Raw genomic sequence first — 26,292 nt, 5'->3', positions numbered from 1 at the left:
CGCATGCAGCTGATCGACAACATCACCGCGGCGCTTCAGCGCGAGGTGCGGCGTCGGCCTTGGCTGCACCACCTCGTGCGCGCGGGCGAGCGCTACCAGGATCAGCGCGGCGACTATTTCGCCGCTGGCATCACCTATTTCACGGTGCTTTCGCTGTTTCCGCTGTTGATGGTCGCGTTCTCGGTGGCTGGCTTTGTGCTCGCCGGCCACCCTGACTGGCTTAATGAGTTGCAGGACAAGGTCGTTGAGAACGTTCCCGGCGACTTCGGCACGCAAATCAATGACTTGATTTCCAAGGCCATTGGTTCGCGTGGCACCGTCGGTGTGCTCGGTTTGCTTGCTGGCCTTTACAGCGGGCTCGGCTGGATCGCGAATCTCCGTGCCGCCCTTACTGAACAGTGGGTGGCGAAGAGTCCCGATGACCCGTGGTGGAAGACGAAGCTGTCGGATCTGGGCGCGCTGATCGGCCTCGGGTTGGCTTTCGTTGTGTCGCTTGGTCTTTCCGCGATCGGCTCTGGCGGCTTCGCGAAACGCATCGCCGACGCCATCGGCCTGTCGCACCTGCCGGGCGCTGGTATGGCGTTGGCGCTGGTCTCCATGCTGTTGGGCTGGGTCGCGTCGTGGGCGGTTTTCGCGTGGATGATCGCGCGCCTGCCACGCGAACCCGTCTCGCTGCGGTCGGCGTTCAAGGCGGCGGCGTTGGCGGCGATCGCGTTTGAGATTTTCAAGCTCATCGCCGCGATTTACTTGCGTGCCGTGATGACGAGTCCGGTTGGCGCGACGTTCGGGTCGATCATCGGCCTGATGGTGTTCAGCTACGTCACTTTTCGCATTCTCTTGCTCGCGACCGCGTGGGCGGCGACGTCGAAACTCAACGCGCAGCAGGTTCACCCCGCGCCCGGACCCGTTGTTATCGCGCCGCGCGTAGTCGATAGTCCACTTTCGCCGTCGGCAGGGGCCGCGCTGTTTGGCGCTGGGGCGTTGTCAGCGCTCGCGTTGGTGCTAATCGGCAAGCGGCGCTGAACAATTCAGCGCCGGCGGAAACTGCGCCAAGCGGCTAGCAGGAGGCCGAGCACAAGGATCGGGCCAACGACCATCACCGCGAGACGAGCCGCGGTGTGTGGCACTTCTTCGCCGCCAAGCGCGCCGACATCATCCGTGCGAGTTGGCGGTGTCGCCAACGGGACCGTCGGTGCCACGGCGTGCACGCCGGTTTCGGGCAGCTTGCCGATCCACTCGGCCGTGTTGTTTTCCAGCGCGAAGCCGTAGTCGAGCAGTCGCGCGGCTTGTGGCGCTGGGCGAATCGGCAGCACGTCGGCTTTGAGTAGCGTCACGACGAGGCGATGACCGTCGCGTTCGGCGGCTGCCACGAACGTCTGACGGGCGTCGTCGGTGAACCCGGTTTTGCCGCCGATCGCGCCTTCGTAGTTGTAAAGCAGTTGATTGTCGTTGGCGATCGGGAAGCCTGGATGATCTTTGTCGTCAGGGATTTTCGGGTCGGCGGGGTAGCCGGGGAAGTCGACCTGCTCAGTGTGGATGAGCTCGGCGAACAGCGGGATGGTCATCGCCTCGCGGAACAAAACGGCCAAGTCGTATGCCGAAATCGCGGTGCCTGGCCCGTCGAGGCCCGACGGTGTCGACGCGCGAGTATCCAGTGCGCGCAACGACTTCGCGACTTCGTTCATTTTCGCGACGGCGGCTTCGTCACCGCCGAGCTGGGCGGCGATCGCGTGGGCGGCGTCGTTGCCGGAGTGCATGACAAGCGCCTGCATCAGCTGCCGGTTCGTGTAGCGACCGCCCGGTCCGATACCGACGCGCGTGCCGTCGACGTCAGCGTCGGCCTGCGTGCCGATGACCACTTTGTCCATGTCGAGCGTGCGCAACGCGACGATCGCCAACGCGATCTTCATCGTCGACGCCGACCGATACCGACCGTGCGGGTCCTTCGCGGCAAGCACCCGACCGGTGTCAAGATCGGCGACCAACCACGACGTCGCCGAGATTTCCTCGGGGACCGGGGGAGCGCCCTTGGGCAGCACGAGCCCGCACTCGCCCATTCGCTGACCACCAATCGGGTCGCGCGGGACGGGCAACGGCGACGGTGTCGGCTGACCAGGCAACGGCACTTCCGACGCGTCAATCGGCGGCGGAGGCTGCGTTTTCTGCGGGCAACTATCGGTGTTGGGCGTGGTGAACGGCGTTGTCGTCGTCGTTGTTGTGCTCGCCGGTACGGCGAAGGCGGTGGCGCTTAACGCGACGGTCGCGCAGGTAACTGCGGTGGCAGCGGCGACACGAACCCAGCTGCGGAGAACGCGGTCGCGTGCGTCTGCGCGGGTGTTGCGGGCGATCATCGTCGAGGAGCCTAGCGAGACGGGGTTAAGCCGCCTGAACGCACTCGGCGCGCCGTCAAATGACGGCGCGCCGAGTAGGTCAAAAACTCAGGAATGCTTGACCGGGCAGCCGTGGGCGAGCGGGCCCAGCAGCTGGTTGTTGTCGTAGAAGTGCTCAAGCTCGACGATGCGCAGGTCTTCGCTCACGCGAGCGATGGTCACGCCGTACATCTCGATCTGCTCGCCGGTGGGGGCGTGGCCCTTGTACTCACCTTCGAACTTGCCCCAGTGCCGCCAGCGGATGGTCACGTTCGGCGGGCCCGAAAGCACCTCGAGGACCTCCCAGAAGAAACCGCCGGGGAAGGCGGTGTGGAAGATCTTGTGCGAGGAGTCGAACGTCTCGTTGGCGCCGTCGTAGTACGGGTTGTCGCCGATGAGGATGTTGTAGCTGCCGATGCGAGCGAACTCCTCGGCGTCCTGCCACACGCCACCGTTGACGCGACCGCGGTACTGCTCGGCAACGACCGACAGCCAGGTCGCGGGATCGGCCTTGTGCGAGACCTCCATCTCGAAAACCTTCACGAGGTCTTCGACGATGGCCTCAAGCGAACCCGGCGCGTGCTCGGAGACGCGCTCACGCGGGATGACCTCGTGGCTCAGCGCGTAATCGGGGGCCTTTTCACGCCACTCTTCGGGGGCGGCGGCGGCGATGACCGCCTCGCGGCCCTGCAGCCACAGCGGAGCGGCGGGCTCCTCTGGCGTCTGCTCAGACTGCGTATCCGTAACGTCCACACTCATTCGTCGGTCCCCGACCCTTTCGAAACGCTCAAAAACAACATTCCGAACCTAACAGTCTCGTCCTGTTCCTCGCGCGTTGCGTCTCAAAATGTGAGATCCACGATTTAGTGAAGTGTGTTCTGCGACAACATTTTTCGAGTTAGCTATGACGCGGACTTCGCGGAATAGCTGTAGCGCGAAGGAGTTTCGTCGTCGATGGTGGTGAAGAACTCACCGAGCACCGCTTCGATGTGACCAACTGACTCAGCGCAAAACAGCACGGGCTGGTAGTGGGTGATGTCGTAGTCGATCGTGCCCATCGCACCAACGTCGAGTGGGCGAAGGACGGCGTCGCGAAACTCCTCGATCTCGCCATACGACGAAAGCAATCCGGCCCCGTAACAACGCACCTCGCCCGCTTCGCGGACAACGCCGAACTCAAGTGAGAACCAGAAAACGTCGGCGAAGAACTTCACCGCCGCTTCGGTTTCCAAGCGTGAAATGGCGGCGCCGACTTCGACATAGAGCGCGGCGAAGCGTTCGCTCGCGAGTTGCGTCGCGTGCCCGATGATCTCGTGTACCGCGTCCGGCTCGGGGGTGTAGAGCGGGGCGCTGTGATGGCGAAGGTATTGGGTCGCGTGGAAGGTGCGGTCGGCGAAGGAGCCGAAGAATTCGCGAAGCGGGACAAGGCCGGCCGCGGGGATGTAGCTGAACCCGGTGAGCGGGGCGAGTAGGTCGCTGACCTCGTCGAGTTGCGGGACGTGGTCGGTTGGGAGCGCGAGTGCGGCTGCCGCGTCACGGATTTCGGTGCAGGCGAGGCGTTGATGTTTCGCGTTGAGCTCGGCGGAAACCGTACGCCAGACGTCTTGCTCCGCCTGCGTGTAGTTGACGTGGGGGATGCCGGTGCCGGGTTGGTAATTGAGGGCGAGCGCGGCGATGGCGTTGCGTCTTGCTCGGTATTCGGCGTCGTTGATGCCGGGGTGCTCATCGCTCAAGTGCACGGTTACGTCACCGTCGCGCGAGCGCGTCACCGGCGAGTACAACTGTGCCTCGGTGAACATGTTTCAAGGCAAGCACCGGTCGCGTGAACCGACAACGTCGAGCCACACAACTGCGCAAAGTGCTCAGTTGGGGCACCGATTGCCGCGTTTACCAGCGTTTTCTGTCCAGTTGCTGATGCTTGCTTGTTGGTGTTGCTGTGTGTGCTTGCGAAGCGCCATTCGGGTAACGACGTGGTGAATCGCCAGGTGTCGCTTCCGGTGATAACGCAAGATGGCGAATGGAGAAGGAGGACGCTTGGCCACCCTGCGGATCGACCTTGACGCCGAACTGCTCGCCGCGGCCGCCCACATCATGGGTACCGCCGACAACTACGCGACGATCAACGAGGCGCTGCGACGCATCGTCGTGCATGAGCGTCAACTACGGAATCTCGAACGGCTCATGGCCGAGTCGATACTCGCGCCCGTTCCCGAGGCAAATAGCGCTTAGCCGAACCTGTCGGTGGTCGGTGCGACACTAGCCCCACGTCATCGAGGGGGTGCGAAAGTGTCGGTACCAATCGCGAATGTGCCAGTGGCGCAACGGCCTAGGGAGCGGTTGTTTTCTCTCGGGCCAATAGCGCTCACGGATGCGGAGTTGCTCGCGCTGCTGCTTGGGCAGGGCACGCGTGGGCGTTCGTCGCTTGAGTTAGCCGCCGAATTGCTTGGTGAGTACGGCGATCTCGCCGCTTTGTCGGCGGCGCGCCCCGAGGAGTTGGCGCGGCGCGCGGGGATTGGGCCTGCGAAGGCGGCGACGGTCATCGCGGCTTTTCACCTTGGCACGCGTTCGCGGATACGCGCGTTGTCGCCGGTGCTCTCCGCGCCCGCCGACATCGCCCGCATCGCCATCCCGCTGTTCGCCGACGCACGCGTTGAACGCCTGCTCGTCCTGATTTGCGACACGCGCCACCGGGTACGCCAACAGGTTTTCGTCGCTCAGGGCGCCATCGACCACGTCGCTGTCCCGGTACGCGAAATCCTCAACGCGGTTTTGCGCAACGACGGCCGCGCCTTCGCGGTAATCCACAACCACCCATCGGGCGACCCAACCCCGAGCCCCGACGACCGCCGAGCCTCTGCCCTGCTCTACCACGCGGCCACCGCGGTGGGCTTACGCTTTTTGGACCACATAGTGGTGGCGGGAGAACAGTGGTCCCCGGCCCCACCCGACGACTAGCCCGCCGGTTGCTATCAGGCTGGTAGCATCGTCGCATGCTGTTTCAAGTGCCCGAACTAGATGCCGCCGACCTGCGAGTACTTGAGGAAATCGAGGAATTCCGCGACCAGTTTAGGCACCGACTGGCAGAACCACGCCGTTGGCAAGGGCAACTACGTCGCAGTCTGTCGGCGGCCGCGATTCGCGGTTCCAACACCATCGAGGGCTACACCATCAGCGTCGATGATGCGATGGCGCTCGCGTCGGGCGAGCAGATGTCGGCAGAGGCGGACGGAGACACCCGAGCAGCGGTTGAGGGCTACAAGGATGCGCTCACCTACGTCCAACAGGCAGCTCATTTCGCCGCGTTTCGCTACGAGGAGATGCTGCTTTCGGTCTTGCACTTCATGCTGGTGAAACACCATCTTGATCAATGGCCGGGGCGCTATCGTCCCGGCGGCATTTGGGTGAGTGGCGGCGCAGGGCAGCCACCGGTATACGAGGGACCTGGTGCCGACGAGGTCGCGGAGTTAATGACGGAATTGATCGACTGGCTTAACAACGGCGACCGCGACGCCTCGCCTTACGTCCGCGCCGCGCTCGCCCACTTGAATCTTGTCTCGATCCATCCGTGGCGCGATGGGAACGGGCGAATGTCGCGTTGTCTGCACACGCTTGTCCTCGCCCGTGAACAGGTCTTGGCCCCCGAGTTCTCCAGTATCGAGGAGTGGTTGGGAATGTCGGAGATCAACACCCTTGAGTACTACGCCGCGCTGCGCAAGACCCAGAAGGGCACCTTTTCGCCAGGCAACGACACCCATCACTGGGTGCGCTTTTCTCTGCGCGCACATCATTTGCAGGCTCAAGGAGTGCAACGTCGGTTCGAATTCGCGGCTCAGTTGTGGGCGCGGATGGATGAGGCCGCGACGCGGAACCGACTTCCCGAACGCACCATCGCCGCACTGTACGCCGCCGCTCAGGGCCATCTTCGTCGGGCGACCTATGCCACCGACGAAGACCTCACCCGCGACGTTTCCGTGCGCGATATCCAGCAACTTCAGCGAATGGGCCTGATTGTCCCAGTCGGCCACGCCCGCACCCGGCGCTATGTCGGCAGCCCCGAGTTGCAAGCCATCGCGACCGAAGTGCACGACCAAGTCACTACCCAGTTTCTGCGCGAACCGTACCCATCAGATTAGTAGGCGGGCAGCTCCTCGTCGCGCCTGTTACGCGAGGAAGTACAGGGCTGCGGCGGTTGTCCATGCAAGGGCGGCGATTAGGGCGCCGATTGCTAGGTCGCGGCCGTTCTGGTCCTCGTGGTCGAGTTGGCGCAGCGACCAGACTCCCAGTGCCACGGCGAAAGGGATGCCGATCGGGCCGAGGAACATGCCAGCGCCCCAGGCGATTGCCGCGCGGCCGTCGGGCCGAGTCCACGCGTCGACGTGTTGCTTGCCCATGCGCACGACAAACGCGATGATCGCGACTCGCGACCGCCACAGCCACTTGGTGATCGGATTAGAAATGACGGGCACTAGCGAGTTGTCCACGCTGAAAAGTTCCTTCGCACAACGGGTTTAAAGTTCCCCGGCAGGGGAACGGCGTAGCTTAACCCGTCCCTGACTGACGTGCGACACGACAATGGTCACTAGCCAGCCGACGCGCTCAACGCCTTGCTGCCGCGCGCGTGAAGTCAGCTACAAACACCATCAGCGCCCCAACGAATGCGGCTGCGACGGCGAGGATTAGGGCCAGCAACCACGGGGTGAAGGTTATTGAGACGTCGCCGTTTGGCACGTCTCGGTAGCCGAACGTGATCACGATGGGCAGCGCGATTGCCTCGGCGAAGGCGACGCATAGTGCGAATGTGCGGACTACCAACGCGTTGTAGCGATCCGGTAGCAGCGCGACGCCGAGCAGGATGAGCGCACCGATCATTAACCACGAAACCAGTGGCGTCCCAGCATCGCGGAAGTCCCATACCGAAAAGCTCACCTCGCGGCGCGGGAAGGTGTCCTTGCCCGTCAGCATCGGCAGCCATAGCCCGACGATGATGGCGACCGCGCTGACGCCCATCACGATCTCAGCTCCGCGAGCGCGGTCATAAAAGAGAGGAACCCACGATTGCGACATGCGCCGATGCTATCGACCAAAGTGCTTGTCCCGCACCAGGACTCGACCCTGCAACGACGAAAGCCGCTCACGTCGGGGGACGTAAGCGGCTTTCGGCCAACAACTTCCTAGCGCGTGAAGAGCAGGGCGCGCTTCACTTCCTGGATCGCCTTCGTCACCTCGATGCCACGCGGGCATGCGTCGGTGCAGTTGAAGGTGGTGCGGCAGCGCCACACACCCTCGGTGTCGTTGAGGATGTCGAGGCGCTCGCGGGCGGCCTCGTCACGGCTGTCGAAGATGAAGCGGTGCGCGTTCACGATCGCGGCCGGGCCGAAGTAGCTGCCGTCGCTCCAGTAAACCGGGCACGACGTGGTGCAGCACGCGCACAGGATGCACTTGGTTGTGTCATCGAAACGCGCGCGGTCGGCCTGGCTCTGGATGCGCTCACGGGTCGGCTCGTTGCCCGAGGTGATCAGGTACGGCTTCACCGCCTTGAACGCGTCGAAGAACGGGTCCATGTCGACGACGAGGTCCTTCTCAACGGGCAAGCCGCGGATCGGTTCGACGGTCATCGTCAGGGTCTTGTCGCCCTTGGGCAGCAGATCCTTCATGAGCACCTTGCAGGCAAGGCGGTTCACGCCGTTGATGCGCATCGCGTCGGAACCACACACGCCGTGGGCGCAGGAACGCCGGAAGGTCAGCGTGCCATCGAGGTAGGACTTGATGTAGATCAAGACGTTGAGGAAGCGGTCGGTCGGGAGCACCGGCACCTGGAAGGTGTCCCAGTACGCGCCCTTGTCGTCCTCGGGGTTGAACCGCGCCACCTTGACGGTGACCAGGACCGAGCCGTCGGGAACCGGCGCGGCCTTCTGCGGAGTCTCAGTTACGGCGGCAGTCATCAGTACTTACGCTCCATCGGCTCGTAGCGGGTCTGCACCACCGGCTTGTAGTCGAGGCGGATATCGGAGATGAGCTCCGGACCCTCCTTGTACGCCATGGTGTGGCGCATGTAGTTCGTGTCGTCGCGATCCGGGTAGTCCTCGCGAGCGTGGCCGCCGCGCGATTCCTTGCGGTTGAGCGCGCCGACGACGGTGACCTCAGCCAGTTCGAGCAGGAAGCCAAGCTCGACGGCTTCGAGCAGGTCGCTGTTGTAGCGCTTGCCCTTGTCCTGCACCGTGATTCGCGTGTACCGCTCCTTGAGTGCGTGGATGTCGCCGAGCACCTTCTTGAGGGTGTCTTCGGTGCGGAACACGCCCGCGTTGGCATCCATCGTCGCCTGCAGTTCGGTGCGGATATCGGCGACGCGCTCGTTGCCGTGATCCGACAGGATCAGCGAAAGCCAGTCCTGCACCATCTGCGCGGGGTTTTCGGGCATCTCAACGAACTCGGTGCGCTGCGCGTATTCGGCGGCGGCGATACCGGCGCGACGACCGAACACGTTGATGTCGAGCAGCGAGTTGGTGCCGAGACGGTTGGCACCGTGCACCGAAACGCACGCGCACTCGCCAGCGGCGTAAAGGCCGGGGACGATGTCGGTGTTGTTGCGCAGCACCTCACCACGGATGCGGGTGGGGATACCGCCCATCACGTAGTGGCAGGTCGGCATAACCGGGACGAGCTCCTTGACCGGGTCGACGCCCAGGTAGGTGCGCGCGAACTCGGTGATGTCGGGGAGCTTCTCTTCGAGCACGTCTTCGCCGAGGTGGGTCACGTCGATGTAGACGTAATCCTTGTTCGGGCCAGCGCCGCGACCTTCGGCAACCTCAAGCACCATCGAACGCGCGACGATGTCGCGGGGCGCGAGGTCCTTGATGGTCGGTGCGTAACGCTCCATGAACCGCTCGCCGGAGGCGTTGCGCAGGATGCCGCCCTCACCACGAACCGCCTCCGAGATCAGGATGCCGAGTCCGGCGAGACCTGTCGGGTGGAACTGGTGGAACTCCATGTCCTCAAGGGGAAGGCCCTTGCGGAACACGATCGCCATGCCGTCACCGGTGAGGGTGTGGGCGTTCGACGTGGTCTTGTACATGCGGCCCGAGCCACCGGTGGCGAACACGATCGACTTCGCGTGGAAGACGTGGATCTCGCCGGTCGACAGCTCGTAGGCGACAACGCCGGTCGCGACGGGGCCGCGTTCGGTGTCGGTCATGACCAGGTCGAGCACGTAGAACTCGTTGTAGAACTCAACGTCGTGCTTGACGCAGTTTTGGTACAGCGTCTGCAGGATCATGTGACCGGTGCGGTCGGCGGCGTAACACGCACGGCGAACGGGCGCCTTGCCGTGGTCGCGCGTGTGACCACCGAAGCGACGCTGGTCGATCTTGCCCTCAGGCGTGCGGTTGAACGGCAGACCCATCTTCTCCAGGTCCATTACCGCGTCGATGGCCTCCTTGGCCATGATCTCGGCGGCGTCCTGGTCGACGAGGTAGTCGCCACCCTTGACGGTGTCAAAGGTGTGCCATTCCCAGTTGTCTTCTTCGACGTTGGCCAGCGCGGCGCACATGCCACCCTGAGCAGCGCCGGTGTGGCTGCGGGTCGGGTAAAGCTTGGTCAGGACGGCGGTGCGAGCCCGGGGGCCCGCCTCGATCGCCGCGCGCATGCCGGCGCCACCAGCGCCGACGATGACCACGTCGTAGCGGTGTTCCTGAATCGGTCGGGATTCACTCATGCGAAGTGGCCTGTTCCTAACCAGTGATGTTGGGGTCGAAGGTGAAGATGACGTACGTGCCGGTGACCAGCACGAGGATCATCGAGACGACGAGCGCGGTCTTGAGCCAGAAGCGGGTCGAGTCCTTGCGCGAGTAGTCGTCGATGACGGTGCGGAGACCGTTGCCGCCGTGCAGCTGGGCCAACCAGAGCATGCTCAGGTCCCAGATCTGCCAGAACGGGCTCGCCCAGCGACCCGCGACGAAGGCGAAGTTCAGCCGCTGCACGCCGCCGTCGATCATCAACATGATGAACATGTGCCCGAAGACGAGCACGATGAGCAGCAGACCGGAGAAGCGCATGAACAGCCACGCGTACTTCTCGAAGTTGCTGTTGGACCGGGGGCGCGGCGAGCGGGGGAGGTCCAGGCTGGCCGGGCGGTCGTAGGACTTTCCGATAACAGGTGCGACGCTCATGTGATCAGTGCTCCGTGAACAGGTAGAAGAACTGGCGGCCGATGCCTGCGGCGGAGATCAGGATCCAGATCGCCAGCACGGTCCAGAGCATCTGCTTCTGGAAACGCGGACCCTGCGACCAGAAGTCGACGAGGATCACGCGGACGCCGTTGAGGGCGTGGAAGAGCACGCAAACAACAAGGCCCATTTCCATGAGCGCGACGAGCGGGTTCTTGTAGGTCGCGATCGTCTGGTCGTAGACGTCAGGACTCACGCGCACGAGCGCGGTGTCGAGCACGTGGACGAAAAGGAAGAAAAATAGCGTGACACCGGTGATCCGGTGCAGCGCCCACGACCACATGCCAGGGTCGCCGCGGTACAGCGTCTTGCGCTTCGGCTGGGCCGGAGCCGGAGCTTCTATCGTGGTCATAGAGTGCGGTGCCTCCAACGTCGTTGATGGACCCGGTCACAGATCCGACGCCTGCGCGCGAGTTATTGCGTGCAGAGGCAATACACCCAGGTGGCCGCGCTGTAATACTAGGGAGCGCTGGCTTGGCGCCGGGACCTGAACCGATCTGGGATGACTCTAATCCTCTCCGTTACGCGGAACTAATTCGGATCACCGGGCGTTGGCCACTAAAACAGCGAGTTAGGTAAACCTTTCTCGGTGTCCGATACTGGCGTGAAGGCCCGAAAATCGGGGTCCGCCGCAGGTCTTTCGAGGGGTGCGCAATGGCCGATATCGAGTGGAAAACCTTGCGCGACAAGGCGATTCAGGTCATGGAGCGCGCGTACGCGCCTTATTCGCGTTTTCCGGTTGGCGCCGCTGCTCTCAGTTCAACTGGCGCGATGGTGAGCGGATGCAATGTGGAAAATGTCTCATATGGACTCACGCTCTGTGCCGAATGTGTACTCGTCGGTAACTTAATTTCCTCGGGTGGGGGACGCCTAATCGCGGTCTCGGTCACCGATTCACGCGGCGAGATTTTGATGCCTTGTGGCAGGTGTCGGCAGATGTTGTTCGAGCATGGGGGTGGCGATTTGCTCGTCGATCACCCCGATGGCCCAAAACGCTTGAGCGAGTTGCTGCCTTACGCGTTTGGTCCCGACGATTTAGCGGCTGGGCAGAGTAGCGAACCGGCGTAACCACTGATTTAGTGAGCGCATGACTAACTCGCTTGACGCGGTGTCGGTGATCACAACTAAGCGCGACGGGGGCGAACTCTCCGACGCGCAAATCGACTGGGTAGTCGACGCGTTCACGCGCGGCGTCGTCGCCGACGAACAAATGTCGGCCCTAGCGATGGCGATTCTGCTACGCGGCATGACACGTCGCGAAACGGCGCGCTGGACCGAGGCCATGATCGCCTCGGGCACGCGAATGAACTTCACCGATCTGCCACGGCCGACCGTCGATAAGCATTCGACCGGCGGCGTCGGCGACAAGATCACCCTCCCGCTCGCGCCGCTTGTCGCCGCGTGCGGCGCTGCCGTCCCGCAACTGTCGGGTCGCGGACTCGGCCACACCGGTGGCACCCTCGACAAGCTCGAATCCATCCCCGGCTGGCAAGCCGACGTTTCCGTCCCCGCGATGCGGGCGATGCTCGCCGACCCCGCCATCGGCGCGGTTATCTGTGCGGCAGGCGCCGACCTCGCCCCCGCCGACAAACGCCTTTACGCCCTGCGCGACGTGACCGGCACCGTCGAATCCATCCCGCTCATCGCCAGTTCGATCATGAGCAAGAAGATCGCCGAAGGCACCGCCGCGCTTGTGCTCGACGTCAAGGTCGGGTCGGGCGCGTTCATGAAGAACCGCGACGACGCGCACGCGCTCGCGACCGCGATGGTCGAGCTTGGTCGCGACGCTGGCGTGAAGACGGTCGCGCTGCTGACGGTGATGGACACCCCGCTTGGCCGCACGGCGGGCAATGCGCTTGAGGTGGCGGAGTCGGTTGAGGTGCTTGCTGGCGGCGGGCCCGCTGACGTTGTCGAGTTGACGTTGAGTTTGGCCCGCGAGATGGTCGCGCAAGCGGGCTTGACGGTCGACCCCGCGGACGTGCTCGCGAGCGGTAAGGCGATGGACCACTGGCGCGCGATGGTCGCCGCTCAGGGCGGCGATCCCGATGCCGCGCTGCCGGTCGCGAAGCATTCGGAAGTGGTCCGCGCGCCGCGTTCAGGCGTGTTAACCCAGCTTGACGCGATGGGCGTCGGCATCGCCGCGTGGCGACTCGGCGCGGGTCGCGAACGGCAAGGCGAAGCCGTCCAGGCGGGCGCTGGCATTGAGATGCACGCCAAACCCGGCGACATCGTTGTCGAAGGTCAGCCGTTGCTCACCCTGCACACCGACACCCCCGCCGCGTTCGAGCGCGCGATCGACGCACTCGACGGCGCGTACAAGATCAGCGACACCGACGACGTGAAGCAGCCCGACTTGATCTTGGCCCGCATCGACTGAGCAGAGTGACAACGCAGTAAACCGTGCGTGAAAGCACCGTGATTGGGGCCACTGAAACGGGGCCTACTCACGAGTCGCGCACTACTGTCGGTACATGACTGGACCGGCGAAATTAGACCTTGCTTCGATCCGACAAGCTCCGAAAGCCCTGCTCCACGATCACCTTGACGGCGGGTTGCGTCCAGCGACCGTGCTTGAGTTAGCCGCCGACTGCGGTTACGAGGGCCTGCCCGCCGACAATGCGAAAGATCTTGGCGAGTGGTTTCGCGACGCGGCCGACAGCGGTTCGCTAGAGCGGTATCTCGAAACCTTCGCCCACACCGTCGCGGTGATGCAGACCCCGGAAGGGTTGCGTCGCGTTGCCAGGGAAGCCGCGCTCGACCTCGCCGCCGACGGCGTTGTCTACGCCGAAATCCGCTTCGCCCCTGAACAACACCTGGAAAAGGGACTGACCCTCGACGAGGTTGTCGAGTACACCCTCGAAGGCTTCCGCGAAGGTGAGGCGGAAGCGGCGGCGCTTGGGCAGCCGATTCGGGTAACCACGCTGCTTACCGCGATGCGCCACGCTGCCCGTTCACGCGAAATCGCCGAGCTCACGTTGCGCTTTAGGGACAAGGGCGTCGGTGGCTTCGACATCGCGGGTGCCGAAGCTGGCTTCCCGCCCACCCGTCACCTCGACGCGTTCGAATACCTGCGCGCCAACCACGCGCACTTCACCATCCACGCCGGTGAGGCGTTCGGCTTGCCGTCGATTCACGAAGCGCTCGCGTTTTGTGGCTGCGACCGGCTCGGACACGGCGTGCGCATCATCGACGACATCACCGTGCCCGGCAGCAGCGTCGACGACGCGGTCCTTGGCCAACTCGCCAACTACGTCCGCGATCAGCGCATTCCGCTTGAACTGTGTCCGTCGTCGAACGTGCAGACCGGCGCGGTGCCATCACTGGACAAGCACCCGTTCGACCTGCTCGCTCGCCTGCGTTTCCGCGTGACGGTCAACACCGACAACCGTCTGATGAGCGATACCAGCATGAGCGAGGAAATGCTCAAGCTGGTCGACACGTTCGGCTACGGCTGGACCGACCTCGAACGCTTCACCATCAACGCGATGAAGTCGGCGTTCATCCCGTTCCCGGACCGACTCAAGATCATCGATGAGGTGATCAAGCCCGGGTACGCGGTGTTGCTCGGGTAATTACTCCCGGACGAGGCGCGCCTCGAACGCGGTCTGCAATTCGCGGAACGAGGTGCCCTCCGCCGCGAACGGCGGGTTGGGCGCCATGCGGTTGGGGTCGGGGTTGAGCAGGTAGGACACGTACCAGCCGAGCGGGTTGGACGGGGCGAGTGCCTGCTCAACCGAGTCGTCGTCGGCGTAATCGGCTGCGTCAGAGAACAATTCGATGGCGAGATCGAGCTGTTCGGTGTCGACCGCGCTTGGACCTTCGCTGAGGTCTTCGGCCAAGCCGGTGAGTACGTACACGTTCTCGTCGGTGACCTCGACCTCAAGCGAACCGTCGATCGCGGCGGTCTGCACTTCGTCGAAGGTCGACACGCGCGATAGCTCGTGCTCGTGGTCGTCGGCGAGGTAGCGGGCGAGCGCGCGTTCGGAGGAGAACACCGTGATCGACTGGCCGTCGCCAAGGAAGATCGGCTCGTCGTCGAGGTAGCAGCGCAGCGTGAAGAACTCGCCCTCGGACGTGATGATCTTGACCGGGTCGATGCCGACGCCGTGCCAGAACGTCTCGTCCTCATCCTCGGCATCGAGGTCGACCTGTTCGAACTCTTCTTCCTCATCGGCAACGTCGTCGGCGTCGACCACGTTTTCCTCAGCGGCAGCCAACTCCGCTTCGGCGACCGCGACGGCAGCCGCGTCGACCTCGGGCGTGATGACAACACCGTCGATCGCGTCGAGCACGCTGTCCCAGCTCTTGACGATGGCCGCGCCGACCTCGTCCCAGAGTTCCTCACCTTCGCGACCTTCGAAGCTCGCCGAGCCAGCGACGAGCCCACCGAGTACCGGGTTCTCGTCGAAGAACTTGGTGACGGCTTCCAGCTCACAGATCTCGCCGATGTTGCGGACCATCGCGAGGGTGTCTTCCAGTTCGGCGACAACCTCGGACTCGGGATCGCTCGCCGCCAGCTCGGGAACGGCGACGAGGTCGAAGCTGAAGTTGTGTTCAGGTTCGAGTTCGGCCGCCGAAAGCCCGGCGATGAGGGTCCATGCCGGGTGGTCGACGAGGTCGTTGTCGGTGTTGGTGCGGATGAACCCGGCCAACTCCGCGACGGACTCGAACCCGTAGAGGTCGTCCTCGTGTCCGAGGAACGCCTCCCACTCGTCGTCACCGTCGCGCCAGCGCGGTGCCCATAGGGTGACGAGATCGCCATCGGTCAGACCGAGCTCGATCGGGACGATGTCTCCAGAAGCCATGACGCGAAGCCTATCGACCTTCAGCCCCGCGCACTATCCGGCCCGGGTACAAACCCGGTCTCAGTCTGTCCTTCACCCGTAACCAACGATTTATTCAGTGCGGCAACGACCTTCGAACGCTCGGCACTCGCCGCTTCTGTTGCCTGGCGGCAGGTCGCAACGATGAGCTCAGCGGCCTCGGTTGGTGGCAGCGACGTGATGCCTTCGGCGAGGCGTAAATCGACGAGCGCGCCGTTGCTATCGACGCGCGCGGTGACGAGCCCGTCGGTGCTCGTGAATTCGCCTTCGGCCTGCTTGAGCCCGTAAAGCGCGGCTTCGAGCGCGGCCAGTTTTTCTTGCACTCCGGCGACGAGGGCGTCCATTTGCGCGGTCACAGTGGCCTCATCCAACTGGTCTGGCCGGTATCGGCGTCGTCGATGCGGTCGAGTTCGTCGACGGCCTCACGGCGCGTCGGCAGACCCAAGCGGTCGAGCAGTGGGTCGGGAATGTCGGCCGCGTCGGCGTAGGTTTCGCGCAGTTTCGCGGCGGCCGCGATTTGCGAACGCTTCGTGAGCCGCAGGATCTCGTCGGCGAGTGCTTGGGCGCCAAACTGGTACTCGCCGCGCTCAAACTTGATCGCGATGGGCAGGCCCATGCTGGTGGCCCGCACGGTGACCGTGCCCGACCGGTTTTTGCTCACCGCGGTTTCCACGTTAGGAACTTCGGGAATTGGTCGTTCGCTCATGAGGTAGGCCGATAGAAGCCGTAGAACTCCATGCCACTGTTCTCCGTTCGAATCGAGCTGATGGAGACCGGGTCGCCCGCCTCCACGAGTTGTCCATTGCCGATGACCATCGCGACGTGCCCGTCCCAGACCGCGAGGTCGCCGGGCATGAGGTCGCCTGGGGATACCTGGGGATGACCGACGCCCTGCTCTTGCGCGAGGCGAGGCAGTTCGACACCGGCCTCGCCGTAGGCGTACTTGGTGAGCCCGCTGCAATCGATGCCGGAGCCGGGCGTATTGCCGCCCCACACGTACGGCGTGCCGACCGCGCTGATCGCCGACCGCACCGCCGTTGCCGCTTCCTTGTTCGGCGCTTCGACGACGCTGCCGTCGGGCAAGGTGATCTTGACGCCGGTACCGGACGAGCCCGCCGACGAACCGGTGCCGTTTTTCAACGACGACGTGTTGCCGGTGCTGTTCTTCGTCGAATTCTTCGATGTGCCCGACTTCGACGAAGACGTGCTGCTCAAGGCAGACGACAGCGTGGAGCCAAGCGCGCCGAGCATCGACGTTCCGGTACCCGACAATGTCGAGGAAAGGCCGGAGCTCACCGTCGAAAGCGCGCTGTTTGCCCCGGCCAACGAGGTACTCGAAGGGGCTGGCGTCAGCGACGTCATCGCCGCGGTCTGCGTACTGAGCTCGTCTTGCACGCGCCCGACAACGCCAAGCCCCTGACCGATGTGGTCGATGGCCGACGAGACAACCGCCATGAGGCCGGCAGGCGTGCCGAGCGTGGGACTGAGCTTGCTGACCTCGGTGGCGAAGGACGCGACGATCGCGTCGAGATCCTTCTGCCCGGTCTGCACGTAGGCGGCCGCCTGATCAACTACCGCCGCCATCTCGGTTCCGCGATCGGACAGTGTTGCCGACGACGTCTGCACCCGCAGCGCCTTCGACGTTGCCGCGTCGACCGCCTTGCCATCCCAAGCGGTGTTGAGCGCGTTGATGCCCGATCGGCCGAGTTCGTGGATCGATTCAAGATTGGTCGATGTGGTGCGTAGCCCGTCGGACGCGCCGCCGGAACCAAGCACGCCGGTGCCGAAGCTGGAAAGCAGTGTGTAGAGCGGTTGGATGAGCCCGCTGAGGTCGATCACGCGCCCACCTCGCCCGCTTGGGCCGCGGCGATGGCGGCGGCGTGGTCGGCGTCGGTTGCGACAAGCGTGCCCGCCGCGTTGGCGGTTGCCGCGCTCATGCTGCCCATCACCGCCGACAGTTGCGCGATGGCGGCGATCTGACCGGCGTGTGCCGCGCTGTAAGCGGCGACGAAATCGCCACCAATCAGGCCCATGACCGGCCCGAGCAGGGCGGGAGCTGAACCGGCAGCGCCCGCGGCGGCACCGGCTAGTTCGGTGGACATGACCGTGGCAGTGCCGCTATAGGCGACGATTCCCTCGGCGTCGGCGCTCATTTTTTGCATCGAACATCCCCCAATCTTCGAGTCACGGGCAGCGTACGGCATTCACTTGATTGGACGCATGGCCACAGCGATCGGTTCCCTCGATCGTGAAATTTCCCCAGCCAGCCCACCATCTTCGGGTGACGACCCTATCGTCTTCGACATGCGCACCGACACAGTCGACCACCCGCTCGCCGCGACGCTGCTTTCCACCATGCGCGACGAACGCACCGATAATGCCACCTTCCGCAATGCGCTGGGCGACCTCACCGGCATCCTGATGTATGAGGCGCTGCGCGACGCGCCCGTGGTCCGCACCCCGATCAACACGCCGGTCGCGGTCACCGAAGGCGTGCGCCTCGCCGCACCACCGCTGCTCGTCCCTGTCCTGCGTGCTGGCCTGGGCATGGTCTACGCGGCCGCCGACCTTGTTCCCGAGGCGCGCGTCGGCTTCGTCGGGATCGCGCGTGATGAGCAGACTCACGAGCCGGTGCCCTACCTCGAATCGTTGCCCGAAGACCTGTCGAACATTCCGGTTTTCGTGCTTGACCCGATGCTCGCGACCGGCGGTTCGATGCTGCACACCTTGCGACTGTTGGAAGCGCGTGGGGCACAGGACATTACGGCTGTCTGCGTGGTCTCGGCGCCGGAAGGTGTTGCCGCCCTTGCTGACTCAGGCATTCCTGTCCGGTTGGTTACCGCCGCGATCGACGAGAAACTCAATGAGAATGCCTACATCGTTCCTGGCCTCGGCGACGCGGGTGATCGGCAGTTCGGTCCGCGATGAAATCCTCTCCGCGCGAGCATCATTCGTGCGATCCTGTTTCGATGCCCTACCCCGGAGCGATCGCTGAAGAGACGTCGGAAACGGTTTATCCCGATGCGATGTCGTGGTTTGACGGCTACTTCAGCAAGGTCTTCGGCGACGCACTCGGCTACCGCCCAGGCGACGGGCTCAAGTGGTGTCCTGAGTGGTGGCGTCACCCGAGCGCGGTCGTGCGCGTCGACGCGCTGTGGCAGGTCTGGGAAGAATGCGAACGGCCCGGCGGGCCAGCGGTGAGCGATTGGCTGTTGCGGCACGCCGACCCGCATATGGCCGCGCTCACCTCGGTGAATGGCCCGTTCCGGCAGTGCTCGGTCGAGCGCGGACATCGCGAAACGTACTCACTGCCGGTCACCGACTCCGGTATGCGCGGCGGCTACCTTGCCCCGTCGGGGCGGGGCAAGGCGCAACTGGTTCGCGGCAGTTAGCCCAGCGCCGAACAGTATTCGGTGAGCTCGGCCAGTCGACTAGCCGCCTTAGCGCGCGCCGCGGGAAGGTCGCTGGTGTCGTCGACGAAGGTTTCGAGGTAGCACTTGAGCTTGGGCTCGGTGCCCGAAGGGCGGATCACGACGCGGAAGTCGTCGGCGTCGAAGATCAGCGCGTCGGTGCGCATCGTGCCGCGCATGGCAGCCTGGTCGGTGAAATGTACCGGGGCACCGGCGATTTCGTGCGGAGGATGCTCGCGCAGTGAGGCGGAGAGCTTGCCCGCCGCAGCTTGGTCAGGCAGTCGCAGGGAAACCTGACCACCCGAATGCACCCCGAATTCCGTTGCGTACGAATCAAGTTCGTCAGTCAACGTCCGGCCACGCGCTTTCAACAACGCGACGAGATCGGCGACGGAAACCGCAGCGGAAATCCCGTCCTTGTCCCGCACGAACGACGGATCGACACAGTGCCCGATCGCCTCTTCATACGCGTAAACGAGCCCGTCGCCCGCTCGCGCCAACCATTTGAACCCGGTGAGTGTTTCGGCGTACCGAGCGCCGCGCGCGGGCGCGAGCTTGGACAACAGTCGCGAGGAAACGATTGTTGTCGCGACGAGCGGGTCCGAGCCAACATCGCCGCTGAGCACGTAATCCGCGAGAAGCACGCCGGTTTCGTCGCCACGCAGCATCCGCCATTCGCCGGTGACCGGGTCGGGCACGCCGACCGCGCACCGGTCGGCGTCGGGGTCCAACGCGATCGCGACATCGGCGTCGACCCGCTTAGCCAGCGCTAACAGCAGGTCCGAAGCGCCCGGCTCTTCCGGATTTGGAAACGCCACAGTCGGGAAGTCTGGATCGGGCGCGAACTGTTCATCGACCACATGCACGTCGGTGAACCCAGCAGCGTTCAGCGCACGGACCGCGATAGCACCGCCCACCCCATGCATCGCGGTCAACGCGATTCGGATCGGTGCGCGTTCGCCTGGACCACGAAGTGCCGCAGGCAATTCCGCGACGCGAGCAAGATACTGGGCGACCAGCGAATCATCGGAAGGCGAAACCGCCTCGCGCGCAATAGGCTCAACTACCGCATCGATCGCCTGCTCAATCTCAGCGTCAGCAGGCGCAAGCAACTGCGATCCACCGGCGAGATACACCTTGTACCCATTGTCAGCGGGCGGATTGTGCGACGCGGTGATCTGCACCCCGGCAACCGCACCAAGCTCCCGCACCGCGAACGCGACAACAGGCGTTGGCACCGGTTCGGGTAACAACACGACGGGAAACCCTGCGGCAGTGAGTATTTCCGCTGTCGCCGTCGCGAATTCGGCCGAACCGTGGCGCGCGTCGCGCCCAACAACGACGGTCCCGCCACCGAGACACCGGTCGCGCAACCACGCGGCGAGCCCGGCCGTCGCCCGCGACACCGTCGTCACGTTCATCCCATCGGGCCCCTCTTGCAGCGGCCCGCGCAGCCCAGCAGTCCCGAAGCGCAACATCTAGACGCGCTCCAAAATCCCGCGCAACAGTTTGCCGAGGCGCGGCGCGGCAGCCTGCCCTTCGGCAAGGACTTCGGCATGCGAAAGCGCTTCGCCGGTGACGCCCGCGGCGAGGTTGGTGACCAGCGAAATGCCGAGCACCTTCGCGCCAAGCGCCCGCGCCTGGATGGCTTCGAGCACCGTTGACATGCCAACGAGGTCGGCCCCGACGGTCGACAGCATCCGAATCTCGGCGGGCGTTTCGTACTGCGGACCGGTCAGCCCGGCGTAGACGCCGTCGGTGAGGCTCGGGTCAACTTCCCGGGCGAGCGCGCGCAGTTCGGGGTCCCACGCGTCAACGAGGTTCACGAAGTTCGCGCCTTCGAGCGGCGTGCGACCGGTGAGGTTGAGGTGATCGCTGATCAGCACCGGCTCACCAACCGTCAGGCCAGCGCGAATGCCGCCCGCGGCGTTGGTGAGCAACACGATTTCGGCACCGGCGGCGACGGCGGTCGTGACCGCGTGCACCACCTGCTGCGGCGTGTACCCCTCGTAGAGATGTTGCCGACCCATCATCAACAGCACCGGCGTCTCACCAACGCGCACCGAATGCACGATCCCGCCGTGACCTTGCGCGGTCGGCTTACCAAATCCGGGCAACTCCGCCATCGGAATCGACGCGTGCGCCGCCCCGATTTCGGCTGCGGCGTCTTGCCAGCCCGAGCCTAGAATCACCGCGACGCGGTGGGCGGGAGTGTCAGTTCTTTCGGCGATGGCCTCAGCGGCTTGGGTGGCAAGCATGGCCTGAGTCTAGGCACCGTTTATTCTTCGGTCATGCCTTACTTAGCGCGCTCTGGTGATGTTTTCGTTCTCTACCTGGGGAATGAGGGCGAGACCGACAACGAGAACCGTTTCTCACCCGAGTGGATTGCCGCATTCCACGCCGCGCTCGATGAGGTGGAGAAGTCTGAAGGCGCCGCCGCGCTGGTCACCGTCGCGACCGGCAAGTACTACAGCAACGGCCTCGACACCGACTACGTCTTCGGCAACCTGGACAAGATCCACGGCTACCTCGACAGCGTGCACACCCTCTACACCCGCCTGCTGACTTTCCCGATGCCGACCATCGCCGCGGTCAATGGCCACGCGTTCGGGGCGGGCGCGATGCTTGCCACCGCGCACGACTTCCGCGTGATGCGCGCCGATCGCGGTTTCTGGTCGCTGCCCGAGGTGCTGCTCGGCATGCCGTTCACCCCCGGCATGAACGGCCTGCTCAAGGGTCGACTTGCCAACCAGGTGCTGGTCAAGGCCATGACGACCGGTTTCCGCTTCGGTGCTGATGACGCCATCGCCGCGGGCATCGTCGACGCCAAGGCCGACGGTGACCAGGTGCTGCCGACGGCAGTCGCCCAGGCAACCGCGTTGTCGAGCCTGCGCAAGCCGATCCTGCCGATCATCAAGACCGACCTGCACGCCGAGGCGCTTGCCGCGCTCGCGATCCCGGTCACCCCGGAGAACCTCCCCTTCGGAAGCTGATTTACTGAGCAGCATGTCTGCTTCGCGAACGGGCGAAACCATTTCGGCGGATGCGGCGGTTAATGCCGCGTCCGCCGAGCTCGTCGCGCTTTCCCACGCTATCGCCGCCGAACCCGAGTTAGCGTTCAACGAGCACCGCAGTGTTGCGAAAGTGCTTGCGCCACTGGCGAATCGGGGCTTCGAGGTCACGACTGGCATCGCTGGACTTCCGACCGCCTTCCGCGCGACCTACGGCAGCGGCCCGCTCACGATCGGTATCTGCGCCGAATACGACGCCCTGCCCGAAATCGGGCACGCGTGCGGGCACAACGTGATCGCCGCCAGTGCCGTCGGTGCCGCGCTCGGTCTCGCGGAAGTGGCTGATGAGCTTGGCATTACCGTCGTGGTGCTCGGTACGCCAGCCGAAGAATCCGGTGGCGGCAAAGTCCTCATGCTCGAAGCTGGCGCATTCGACGACCTCGCGCTGGCGATGATGGTCCACCCCGGTCCCGTCGACATCGTCGGCGCGCGATCGCTGGCCCTCGCCGACCTGTCGATCGTTTATCACGGCCACGAAGCGCACGCGAGTGCCGCGCCTGAGCTTGGGCGCAACGCGGGCGACGCGGTCACCGTCGCCCAGGTCGCCATCGGCCTGCTGCGCCAACACCTCCAGCCCGGTCAGCAATTGCACGGCATCGTCGCTGACGGCGGTATCGCGCCCAACATCGTGCCTGGTCGCGCGGAACTGCTCTACTACCTGCGCGCGACCAACGCGGGCGCGCTCGACGACCTCATGCGTCGCGCGAAGTCGTGCTTCGCGGCGGGCGCGCTCGCCACCGGGTGTACCCACGACATCTCCACGGTCGCGCCGACCTACACCGAACTCACGCCCGACCCGCTGCTCAGCGACCTGTATCGCGCCGAAATCGTGCGACTCGGCCGCGTGCCGCTGCCCGTCGAATTCGAAGCCGCGCGTCCGCTCGGCAGCACTGACATGGGCAACGTCACCAATGTGCTGCCCGGCATTCACCCGGTGATCGGCATCGACGCGGGCGGCGCGGTCACGCATCAGCCCGAATTCGCGACGGCGGCGGTGAGCGCGTCGGCCGACCGCGCGGTCATCGACGGAGCGCTCGCGCTGGCCCGTACCGGGATCGCCGTCGCCCGTGATGAAGCGCATAGGGATAATTTGCTTGAACAGTTGGCGCGACGACAGGAGAAGCAACGGTGAGCGTTTCGGGGCAACAAGCCGGCACCGCCGATGCGGAATCGGCGTCGACGCTGCCCGCGCTCACTCCGGGCCCGGCCGCAGGGCTTGAGATTGTCGACGCCTGGCTGGCCGAACATGCCGATGACCTCGTCCGTTGGCGTCGCCACATCCACGCGAACCCGGAACTGTCGCGTGCCGAATTCGCGACGACGGAGTTCGTTGGCGAGTGGCTCACCAAGGCTGGGCTCGATTACGAAGTCCTGCCCGGCGGCACCGGCATCGTCTGCGACCTTGGGCCAACCGACCGGCCACGCATCGCGCTGCGTGCCGACATGGACGCGCTGCCGATGCAGGAATTCACCGGCCTGCCGTTCAGTTCGACCGCCCCCGGCGTCTCGCACGCGTGCGGTCATGACGCGCACACGACGGTCCTGTTGGGCGCGGCACTCGCGCTTGCTGAGGCGGAGGAAACGCTGCCGGTTGGGGTTCGCCTGATCTTCCAGCCCGCCGAAGAAGTGATGCCCGGTGGCGCGCTCGACGCCGTCGCCGCTGGCGCGATGGTCGGCGTCGACCGGATCTTCGCGCTGCACTGCGACCCACGGCTTGAAGTTGGCAAGATCGGGCTGCGTACCGGCGCGATCACCTCGGCCGCCGACACCGTCGAGTTGATTCTCGACTCGCCAGGCGGGCACACGTCGCGCCCGCACCTCACCTCGGATTTGGTGTACGCGATCGGCACCGTCATCACCGGCCTGCCCGGCTTGTTGAGCCGCCGCGTCGATCCGCGGACCAGCACGGTCATGGTGTGGGGCGCGGTCAGCGCGGGCAAAGCGCCTAACGCGATCCCGCAGACCGGCATGCTCACCGGCACCGTCCGCACTGGCGACCACGCGACGTGGGAACTGCTCGAACCGCTGGTGCGCGAGATTGTCGAAGGGCTGCTCGCGCCGACGGGCGTGCGGTTCCAGCTCAACTACAAGCGCGGCGTTCCGCCGGTGGTCAACGATCCGATTTCGGTCGCGATGTTCGAGAACTCGATCCTGGCGATGGGCCCCGAAGCGCTCGCCGACACCCCGCAATCCGGTGGGGGAGAAGACTTTTCGTGGTATCTCGAAGAGGCGCCGGGCGCGATGGCCCGCCTCGGGGTGTGGTCAGGCGAAGGCGAACAACTCGACCTGCATCAGCCCACCTTCGACATCGACGAGCGCGCGTTGGAAGTGGGCGTGCGCACCCTCACGGGCATCGTGCTGCACGCCTAACCTGTCGCGCGTAATCCGTTGCGCGACAGGCACGTCGAGCGCGTTAAGCCCCTGGCCCCACGTTCTTGCTGTTGCGCGTACGCAACGCGTGCACGTAATCCTCTGGCGCACCGGCTTTTTCGGCGGCGTCAGCGATAACTCCGATATAGCGCGCTGATGGCAGCCCGCCTTCGTAAGCGTCAAGCACATACAGCCACGCGAGTCGCGAGTCGCCGTCGTTGCCGGTGACGCGAAGCCGGATCTTCTTGTGGATACCGAAGTCCGAGCCCTCCCAGCGGTCGAGGCGTTCCTCGTCCTCGGGTGACACGTCATAGAGCACGACGAAGACCCGGGAGCCTGGCTCCTCGACGACGGTGGCCAGCGGGCCTTCCCAGCCGATGTCGTCACCGGCGAAGGTCAGGCGCCAACCTTCCAACCACCCGGTCCCGGACATAGGCGAGTGGGGGCAGCGTTCCAGCATCTGCGTCGAGTCCATGTTGGACCCGTAAGCGGCATAGATCGGCACTCGTGAACTGTAGCCAATAACGATCGGCCAGACGCACCGCACGCCGCAAAACCTGAAATGATGACCACGACCCGACGAATAGGAGCGTGACACGTGACCCGGATTGCGATCATCGGCGGTGGACCGGCCGGCTACGAGGCGGCTCTTGTCGCGTCCCAACACGGGGCTGACGTGACGTTGATCGATGCCGACGGCATCGGCGGAGCATGCGTGCTGTGGGACTGTGTGCCATCGAAAACCTTCATTGCCTCGACCGGCCTGCGCACTGACCTGCGCCGCGCCCGCGATCTTGGCATCACCATCGACGCCGAACAGGCCAAGGTTCACCTGCCGGAGGTGAACGGCCGCGTGAAGGCGCTCGCGCTAGCGCAATCGGCCGATATTAAGGCGAAACTGCAGGCCGCTGGTGTGCGGTTACTCTCTGGCTATGGCGAATTGACCGGCAAGTCAACCGGTTTGGCGCATCAGGTGCGCGCCAATCTCGCCGACGGCACTACCGAGGAACTCGAAGCCGAAGTGGTGCTCATCGCCACCGGCGCGAGCCCGCGTGTGCTGCCTGGCGCTGAGCCTGACGGCGAGCGCATCCTCACCTGGCGTCAGCTTTACGACCTCGATGAGCTGCCCGAATCGCTCGTTGTTGTCGGCTCGGGTGTCACCGGCGCGGAGTTCGTTTCGGCCTATACCGAGATGGGCGTTCCGGTGAAGTTGGTCTCTAGCCGCGACCGCGTGCTGCCCGGCGAAGACGCCGACGCCGCGCTCGTCTTGGAGGAAGCGCTCGCCGAACGTGGCGTTGAGCTGGTGAAACACGCGCGTGCCGACGCCGTCGAGCGCACCGCCGACGGCATCGTCGTGAAGCTGGCCGACGGGCGCAACGTCACCGGTTCGCACGCGCTCATGACCGTTGGGTCTACGCCTAACACCGAAAACCTTGGCCTCGACCAGGTGGGGATCGAACTGGACAAGGGTGGCTACTTGCGTGTCGACCGCGTGTCGCGCACCTCGGTGCCCGGCATTTACGCGGCGGGCGACTGCACCGGTCTGCTGCCGCTCGCGTCGGTGGCCGCGATGCAGGGCCGCATCGCGATGTACCACGCGCTCGGTGAAGGCGTGAGCCCGATTCGGCTGAAAACCGTTGCGTCAGCGGTCTTTACGCGCCCCGAGATCGCGACCGTCGGCGTGAGTCAGACCGCGATCGACAACGGCGAGGTGCCAGCCCGCACGGTGATGCTGCCGCTGAACACCAACCCGCGCGCCAAAATGTCGGGACTGCGACGGGGTTTCGTGAAAATCTTCTGTCGCCCGGCGACCGGTGTGGTGATCGGTGGCGTGGTCGTCGCACCCATCGCTTCGGAGTTGATTCTGCCCATCGCGCTGGCCGTGCAGAACAATCTGACGGTGGCCGATTTGGCCCAAACATTCTCTGTGTACCCATCTTTGACCGGTTCAGTCACCGAGGCGGGACGGTTGTTGATGCGCCACGACGACCTCGATTAAGCACCGACGGCTGGCGTTGCCTCACTGG

30 protein-coding genes are annotated in these 26,292 nt (G+C 64.7%); 13 read left to right on the top strand and 17 right to left on the bottom strand.

Features of this window, described 5'->3' with window-relative positions:
- Positions 1-3: 3 nt before the first annotated feature.
- Positions 4-1,023 (top strand): inner membrane protein YhjD, encoded by a 1,020-nt coding sequence (yhjD, locus tag IEX78_RS15475; protein WP_188829720.1) that lies wholly within the window; start codon positions 4-6, stop codon positions 1,021-1,023.
- Positions 1,024-1,028: 5 nt separating this feature from the next.
- Here the strand turns inward: yhjD and IEX78_RS15470 are convergent, their stop codons facing one another.
- The 3 genes from IEX78_RS15470 to IEX78_RS15460 form a co-directional block, all read right to left on the bottom strand.
- Positions 1,029-2,351 carry a D-alanyl-D-alanine carboxypeptidase family protein gene (locus tag IEX78_RS15470; protein WP_188829719.1) on the bottom strand — a complete coding sequence of 441 codons (1,323 nt, stop codon included), beginning with the start codon at positions 2,349-2,351 and terminating at the stop codon, positions 1,029-1,031.
- An 87-nt stretch (positions 2,352-2,438) separates the two neighbouring features.
- Positions 2,439-3,128: an ester cyclase gene (locus tag IEX78_RS15465; protein WP_188829718.1), complete on the bottom strand. Its 690-nt coding sequence runs from the start codon at positions 3,126-3,128 to the stop codon at positions 2,439-2,441.
- Positions 3,129-3,271: 143 nt separating this feature from the next.
- Positions 3,272-4,168: a phenylalanine 4-monooxygenase gene (locus IEX78_RS15460; protein ID WP_188829717.1), complete on the bottom strand. Its 897-nt coding sequence runs from the start codon at positions 4,166-4,168 to the stop codon at positions 3,272-3,274.
- A 235-nt stretch (positions 4,169-4,403) separates the two neighbouring features.
- On the opposite strand from IEX78_RS15460, the gene IEX78_RS15455 reads away from it, so the two are divergent.
- Genes IEX78_RS15455 through IEX78_RS15445 form a run of 3 tightly spaced genes read left to right on the top strand, consistent with a single transcriptional unit; the run spans position 4,404 to position 6,502 of the window.
- Positions 4,404-4,598: a type II toxin-antitoxin system VapB family antitoxin gene (locus IEX78_RS15455; protein WP_188829716.1), complete on the top strand. Its 195-nt coding sequence runs from the start codon at positions 4,404-4,406 to the stop codon at positions 4,596-4,598.
- A gap of 57 nt (positions 4,599-4,655) precedes the next feature.
- Complete coding sequence (locus IEX78_RS15450) at positions 4,656-5,324, top strand: JAB domain-containing protein (RefSeq protein ID WP_188829715.1); 669 nt, start codon at positions 4,656-4,658, stop codon at positions 5,322-5,324.
- A gap of 35 nt (positions 5,325-5,359) precedes the next feature.
- Positions 5,360-6,502 (top strand): Fic family protein, encoded by a 1,143-nt coding sequence (locus IEX78_RS15445; protein ID WP_188829714.1) that lies wholly within the window; start codon positions 5,360-5,362, stop codon positions 6,500-6,502.
- A gap of 27 nt (positions 6,503-6,529) precedes the next feature.
- Here the strand turns inward: IEX78_RS15445 and IEX78_RS15440 are convergent, their stop codons facing one another.
- The 6 genes from IEX78_RS15440 to sdhC all read right to left on the bottom strand — a co-directional run bounded on the left by IEX78_RS15440 (position 6,530) and on the right by sdhC (position 10,943).
- Complete coding sequence (locus tag IEX78_RS15440) at positions 6,530-6,850, bottom strand: hypothetical protein (RefSeq protein ID WP_188829713.1); 321 nt, start codon at positions 6,848-6,850, stop codon at positions 6,530-6,532.
- A 115-nt stretch (positions 6,851-6,965) separates the two neighbouring features.
- Positions 6,966-7,433, bottom strand: coding sequence for a hypothetical protein (locus IEX78_RS15435; protein WP_188829712.1), 468 nt, complete (start codon positions 7,431-7,433; stop codon positions 6,966-6,968).
- Between the two features lie 107 nt (positions 7,434-7,540).
- Positions 7,541-8,311 carry a succinate dehydrogenase iron-sulfur subunit gene (locus IEX78_RS15430; RefSeq protein WP_188829711.1) on the bottom strand — a complete coding sequence of 257 codons (771 nt, stop codon included), beginning with the start codon at positions 8,309-8,311 and terminating at the stop codon, positions 7,541-7,543.
- Complete coding sequence (gene sdhA / locus IEX78_RS15425) at positions 8,311-10,080, bottom strand: succinate dehydrogenase flavoprotein subunit (RefSeq protein ID WP_229684025.1); 1,770 nt, start codon at positions 10,078-10,080, stop codon at positions 8,311-8,313. Before sdhA ends, IEX78_RS15430 begins: the two co-directional genes overlap by 1 nt.
- A 16-nt stretch (positions 10,081-10,096) precedes the next feature.
- A complete protein-coding gene (locus IEX78_RS15420) occupies positions 10,097-10,534 on the bottom strand; it encodes a succinate dehydrogenase hydrophobic membrane anchor subunit (protein WP_188829710.1) in 438 nt (145 codons plus the stop codon).
- Between the two features lie 4 nt (positions 10,535-10,538).
- Positions 10,539-10,943 (bottom strand): succinate dehydrogenase, cytochrome b556 subunit, encoded by a 405-nt coding sequence (sdhC, locus tag IEX78_RS15415; RefSeq protein WP_188829709.1) that lies wholly within the window; start codon positions 10,941-10,943, stop codon positions 10,539-10,541.
- Positions 10,944-11,245: 302 nt separating this feature from the next.
- Here sdhC and IEX78_RS15410 point away from each other — a divergent pair, with 302 nt between their 5' ends.
- The 3 genes from IEX78_RS15410 (at position 11,246) to IEX78_RS15400 (ending at position 14,163) form a co-directional block, all read left to right on the top strand.
- A complete protein-coding gene (locus IEX78_RS15410) occupies positions 11,246-11,659 on the top strand; it encodes a cytidine deaminase (protein WP_188829708.1) in 414 nt (137 codons plus the stop codon).
- A gap of 19 nt (positions 11,660-11,678) precedes the next feature.
- Positions 11,679-12,968: a thymidine phosphorylase gene (locus IEX78_RS15405; RefSeq protein WP_188829707.1), complete on the top strand. Its 1,290-nt coding sequence runs from the start codon at positions 11,679-11,681 to the stop codon at positions 12,966-12,968.
- Between the two features lie 94 nt (positions 12,969-13,062).
- Positions 13,063-14,163 carry an adenosine deaminase gene (locus IEX78_RS15400; protein WP_188829706.1) on the top strand — a complete coding sequence of 367 codons (1,101 nt, stop codon included), beginning with the start codon at positions 13,063-13,065 and terminating at the stop codon, positions 14,161-14,163.
- On the opposite strand, the gene IEX78_RS15395 is transcribed toward IEX78_RS15400, so the two are convergent.
- The 5 genes from IEX78_RS15395 to IEX78_RS15375 are packed head-to-tail and all read right to left on the bottom strand — an operon-like array spanning position 14,164 to position 17,567.
- Positions 14,164-15,396 carry a SatS C-terminal domain-containing protein gene (locus IEX78_RS15395; protein WP_188829705.1) on the bottom strand — a complete coding sequence of 411 codons (1,233 nt, stop codon included), beginning with the start codon at positions 15,394-15,396 and terminating at the stop codon, positions 14,164-14,166. It lies immediately after the preceding gene.
- Positions 15,397-15,416: 20 nt separating this feature from the next.
- Positions 15,417-15,770 carry a YbaB/EbfC family nucleoid-associated protein gene (locus IEX78_RS15390; RefSeq protein WP_188829704.1) on the bottom strand — a complete coding sequence of 118 codons (354 nt, stop codon included), beginning with the start codon at positions 15,768-15,770 and terminating at the stop codon, positions 15,417-15,419.
- Entirely contained in the window at positions 15,767-16,120 is a 354-nt protein-coding gene (locus IEX78_RS15385; RefSeq protein ID WP_188829703.1) for a hypothetical protein, read from the bottom strand. The genes IEX78_RS15390 and IEX78_RS15385 overlap by 4 nt, the downstream gene beginning before the upstream one ends.
- Positions 16,117-17,253: a C40 family peptidase gene (locus IEX78_RS15380; protein WP_188829702.1), complete on the bottom strand. Its 1,137-nt coding sequence runs from the start codon at positions 17,251-17,253 to the stop codon at positions 16,117-16,119. Before IEX78_RS15380 ends, IEX78_RS15385 begins: the two co-directional genes overlap by 4 nt.
- Entirely contained in the window at positions 17,250-17,567 is a 318-nt protein-coding gene (locus IEX78_RS15375; RefSeq protein ID WP_308426544.1) for a hypothetical protein, read from the bottom strand. Before IEX78_RS15375 ends, IEX78_RS15380 begins: the two co-directional genes overlap by 4 nt.
- 151 nt (positions 17,568-17,718) lie before the next feature.
- Between IEX78_RS15375 and upp the strand changes: the two genes are divergently transcribed.
- Both upp and IEX78_RS15365 read left to right on the top strand, forming a co-directional pair.
- Positions 17,719-18,342, top strand: a complete 624-nt coding sequence (gene upp / locus IEX78_RS15370) for a uracil phosphoribosyltransferase (protein ID WP_188829700.1) — start codon at positions 17,719-17,721, stop codon at positions 18,340-18,342.
- Positions 18,343-18,383: 41 nt separating this feature from the next.
- Complete coding sequence (locus IEX78_RS15365; protein ID WP_229684024.1) at positions 18,384-18,806, top strand: DUF4913 domain-containing protein; 423 nt, start codon at positions 18,384-18,386, stop codon at positions 18,804-18,806.
- Here IEX78_RS15365 and IEX78_RS15360 read toward each other — a convergent pair.
- Positions 18,803-20,302 carry a phospho-sugar mutase gene (locus IEX78_RS15360; protein ID WP_188829699.1) on the bottom strand — a complete coding sequence of 500 codons (1,500 nt, stop codon included), beginning with the start codon at positions 20,300-20,302 and terminating at the stop codon, positions 18,803-18,805. The genes IEX78_RS15365 and IEX78_RS15360 overlap by 4 nt on opposite strands.
- Positions 20,303-21,082: a purine-nucleoside phosphorylase gene (locus IEX78_RS15355; protein WP_188829698.1), complete on the bottom strand. Its 780-nt coding sequence runs from the start codon at positions 21,080-21,082 to the stop codon at positions 20,303-20,305. It abuts the gene before it with no gap.
- 33 nt (positions 21,083-21,115) lie between these two features.
- Here IEX78_RS15355 and IEX78_RS15350 point away from each other — a divergent pair, with 33 nt between their 5' ends.
- From IEX78_RS15350 to IEX78_RS15340, 3 genes are all read left to right on the top strand, one after another.
- Positions 21,116-21,817, top strand: a complete 702-nt coding sequence (locus tag IEX78_RS15350) for an enoyl-CoA hydratase-related protein (RefSeq protein WP_188829697.1) — start codon at positions 21,116-21,118, stop codon at positions 21,815-21,817.
- A 13-nt stretch (positions 21,818-21,830) separates the two neighbouring features.
- Entirely contained in the window at positions 21,831-23,027 is a 1,197-nt protein-coding gene (locus tag IEX78_RS15345; protein ID WP_188829696.1) for a M20 family metallopeptidase, read from the top strand.
- A gap of 89 nt (positions 23,028-23,116) precedes the next feature.
- Positions 23,117-24,265 carry an amidohydrolase gene (locus IEX78_RS15340; RefSeq protein WP_188830220.1) on the top strand — a complete coding sequence of 383 codons (1,149 nt, stop codon included), beginning with the start codon at positions 23,117-23,119 and terminating at the stop codon, positions 24,263-24,265.
- Positions 24,266-24,308: 43 nt separating this feature from the next.
- On the opposite strand, the gene IEX78_RS15335 is transcribed toward IEX78_RS15340, so the two are convergent.
- Positions 24,309-24,770, bottom strand: a complete 462-nt coding sequence (locus IEX78_RS15335; RefSeq protein ID WP_188829695.1) for a gamma-glutamylcyclotransferase family protein — start codon at positions 24,768-24,770, stop codon at positions 24,309-24,311.
- 93 nt (positions 24,771-24,863) lie between these two features.
- Here IEX78_RS15335 and IEX78_RS15330 point away from each other — a divergent pair, with 93 nt between their 5' ends.
- A complete protein-coding gene (locus IEX78_RS15330) occupies positions 24,864-26,264 on the top strand; it encodes an NAD(P)H-quinone dehydrogenase (protein ID WP_188829694.1) in 1,401 nt (466 codons plus the stop codon).
- Positions 26,265-26,292 lie beyond the last annotated feature (28 nt).

The sequence above is a fragment of the Nocardia camponoti genome (assembly GCF_014646135.1).
Taxonomy (GTDB): domain Bacteria; phylum Actinomycetota; class Actinomycetes; order Mycobacteriales; family Mycobacteriaceae; genus Nocardia; species Nocardia camponoti.
Note: the sequence above shows the minus strand (reverse complement) of the source record. Positions and strands in the feature narration are given on the sequence as shown.

Excerpts from the sequence above, each read along its gene's own strand:
- yhjD (WP_188829720.1), top strand. The coding sequence starts at position 4 with ATGCAGCTGATCGACAACATCACCGCGGCGCTTCAGCGCGAGGTGCGG.
- IEX78_RS15470 (WP_188829719.1), bottom strand. The coding sequence starts at position 2,351 with ATGATCGCCCGCAACACCCGCGCAGACGCACGCGACCGCGTTCTCCGC.
- IEX78_RS15465 (WP_188829718.1), bottom strand. The coding sequence starts at position 3,128 with ATGAGTGTGGACGTTACGGATACGCAGTCTGAGCAGACGCCAGAGGAG.
- IEX78_RS15460 (WP_188829717.1), bottom strand. The coding sequence starts at position 4,168 with ATGTTCACCGAGGCACAGTTGTACTCGCCGGTGACGCGCTCGCGCGAC.
- IEX78_RS15445 (WP_188829714.1), top strand. The coding sequence starts at position 5,360 with ATGCTGTTTCAAGTGCCCGAACTAGATGCCGCCGACCTGCGAGTACTT.
- IEX78_RS15435 (WP_188829712.1), bottom strand. The coding sequence starts at position 7,433 with ATGTCGCAATCGTGGGTTCCTCTCTTTTATGACCGCGCTCGCGGAGCT.
- IEX78_RS15430 (WP_188829711.1), bottom strand. The coding sequence starts at position 8,311 with ATGACTGCCGCCGTAACTGAGACTCCGCAGAAGGCCGCGCCGGTTCCC.
- sdhA (WP_229684025.1), bottom strand. The coding sequence starts at position 10,080 with ATGAGTGAATCCCGACCGATTCAGGAACACCGCTACGACGTGGTCATC.
- IEX78_RS15420 (WP_188829710.1), bottom strand. The coding sequence starts at position 10,534 with ATGAGCGTCGCACCTGTTATCGGAAAGTCCTACGACCGCCCGGCCAGC.
- sdhC (WP_188829709.1), bottom strand. The coding sequence starts at position 10,943 with ATGACCACGATAGAAGCTCCGGCTCCGGCCCAGCCGAAGCGCAAGACG.
- IEX78_RS15410 (WP_188829708.1), top strand. The coding sequence starts at position 11,246 with ATGGCCGATATCGAGTGGAAAACCTTGCGCGACAAGGCGATTCAGGTC.
- IEX78_RS15405 (WP_188829707.1), top strand. The coding sequence starts at position 11,679 with ATGACTAACTCGCTTGACGCGGTGTCGGTGATCACAACTAAGCGCGAC.
- IEX78_RS15400 (WP_188829706.1), top strand. The coding sequence starts at position 13,063 with ATGACTGGACCGGCGAAATTAGACCTTGCTTCGATCCGACAAGCTCCG.
- IEX78_RS15395 (WP_188829705.1), bottom strand. The coding sequence starts at position 15,396 with ATGGCTTCTGGAGACATCGTCCCGATCGAGCTCGGTCTGACCGATGGC.
- IEX78_RS15385 (WP_188829703.1), bottom strand. The coding sequence starts at position 16,120 with ATGAGCGAACGACCAATTCCCGAAGTTCCTAACGTGGAAACCGCGGTG.
- IEX78_RS15375 (WP_308426544.1), bottom strand. The coding sequence starts at position 17,567 with ATGAGCGCCGACGCCGAGGGAATCGTCGCCTATAGCGGCACTGCCACG.
- upp (WP_188829700.1), top strand. The coding sequence starts at position 17,719 with ATGCGCACCGACACAGTCGACCACCCGCTCGCCGCGACGCTGCTTTCC.
- IEX78_RS15365 (WP_229684024.1), top strand. The coding sequence starts at position 18,384 with ATGCCCTACCCCGGAGCGATCGCTGAAGAGACGTCGGAAACGGTTTAT.
- IEX78_RS15360 (WP_188829699.1), bottom strand. The coding sequence starts at position 20,302 with ATGTTGCGCTTCGGGACTGCTGGGCTGCGCGGGCCGCTGCAAGAGGGG.
- IEX78_RS15355 (WP_188829698.1), bottom strand. The coding sequence starts at position 21,082 with ATGCTTGCCACCCAAGCCGCTGAGGCCATCGCCGAAAGAACTGACACT.
- IEX78_RS15350 (WP_188829697.1), top strand. The coding sequence starts at position 21,116 with ATGCCTTACTTAGCGCGCTCTGGTGATGTTTTCGTTCTCTACCTGGGG.
- IEX78_RS15345 (WP_188829696.1), top strand. The coding sequence starts at position 21,831 with ATGTCTGCTTCGCGAACGGGCGAAACCATTTCGGCGGATGCGGCGGTT.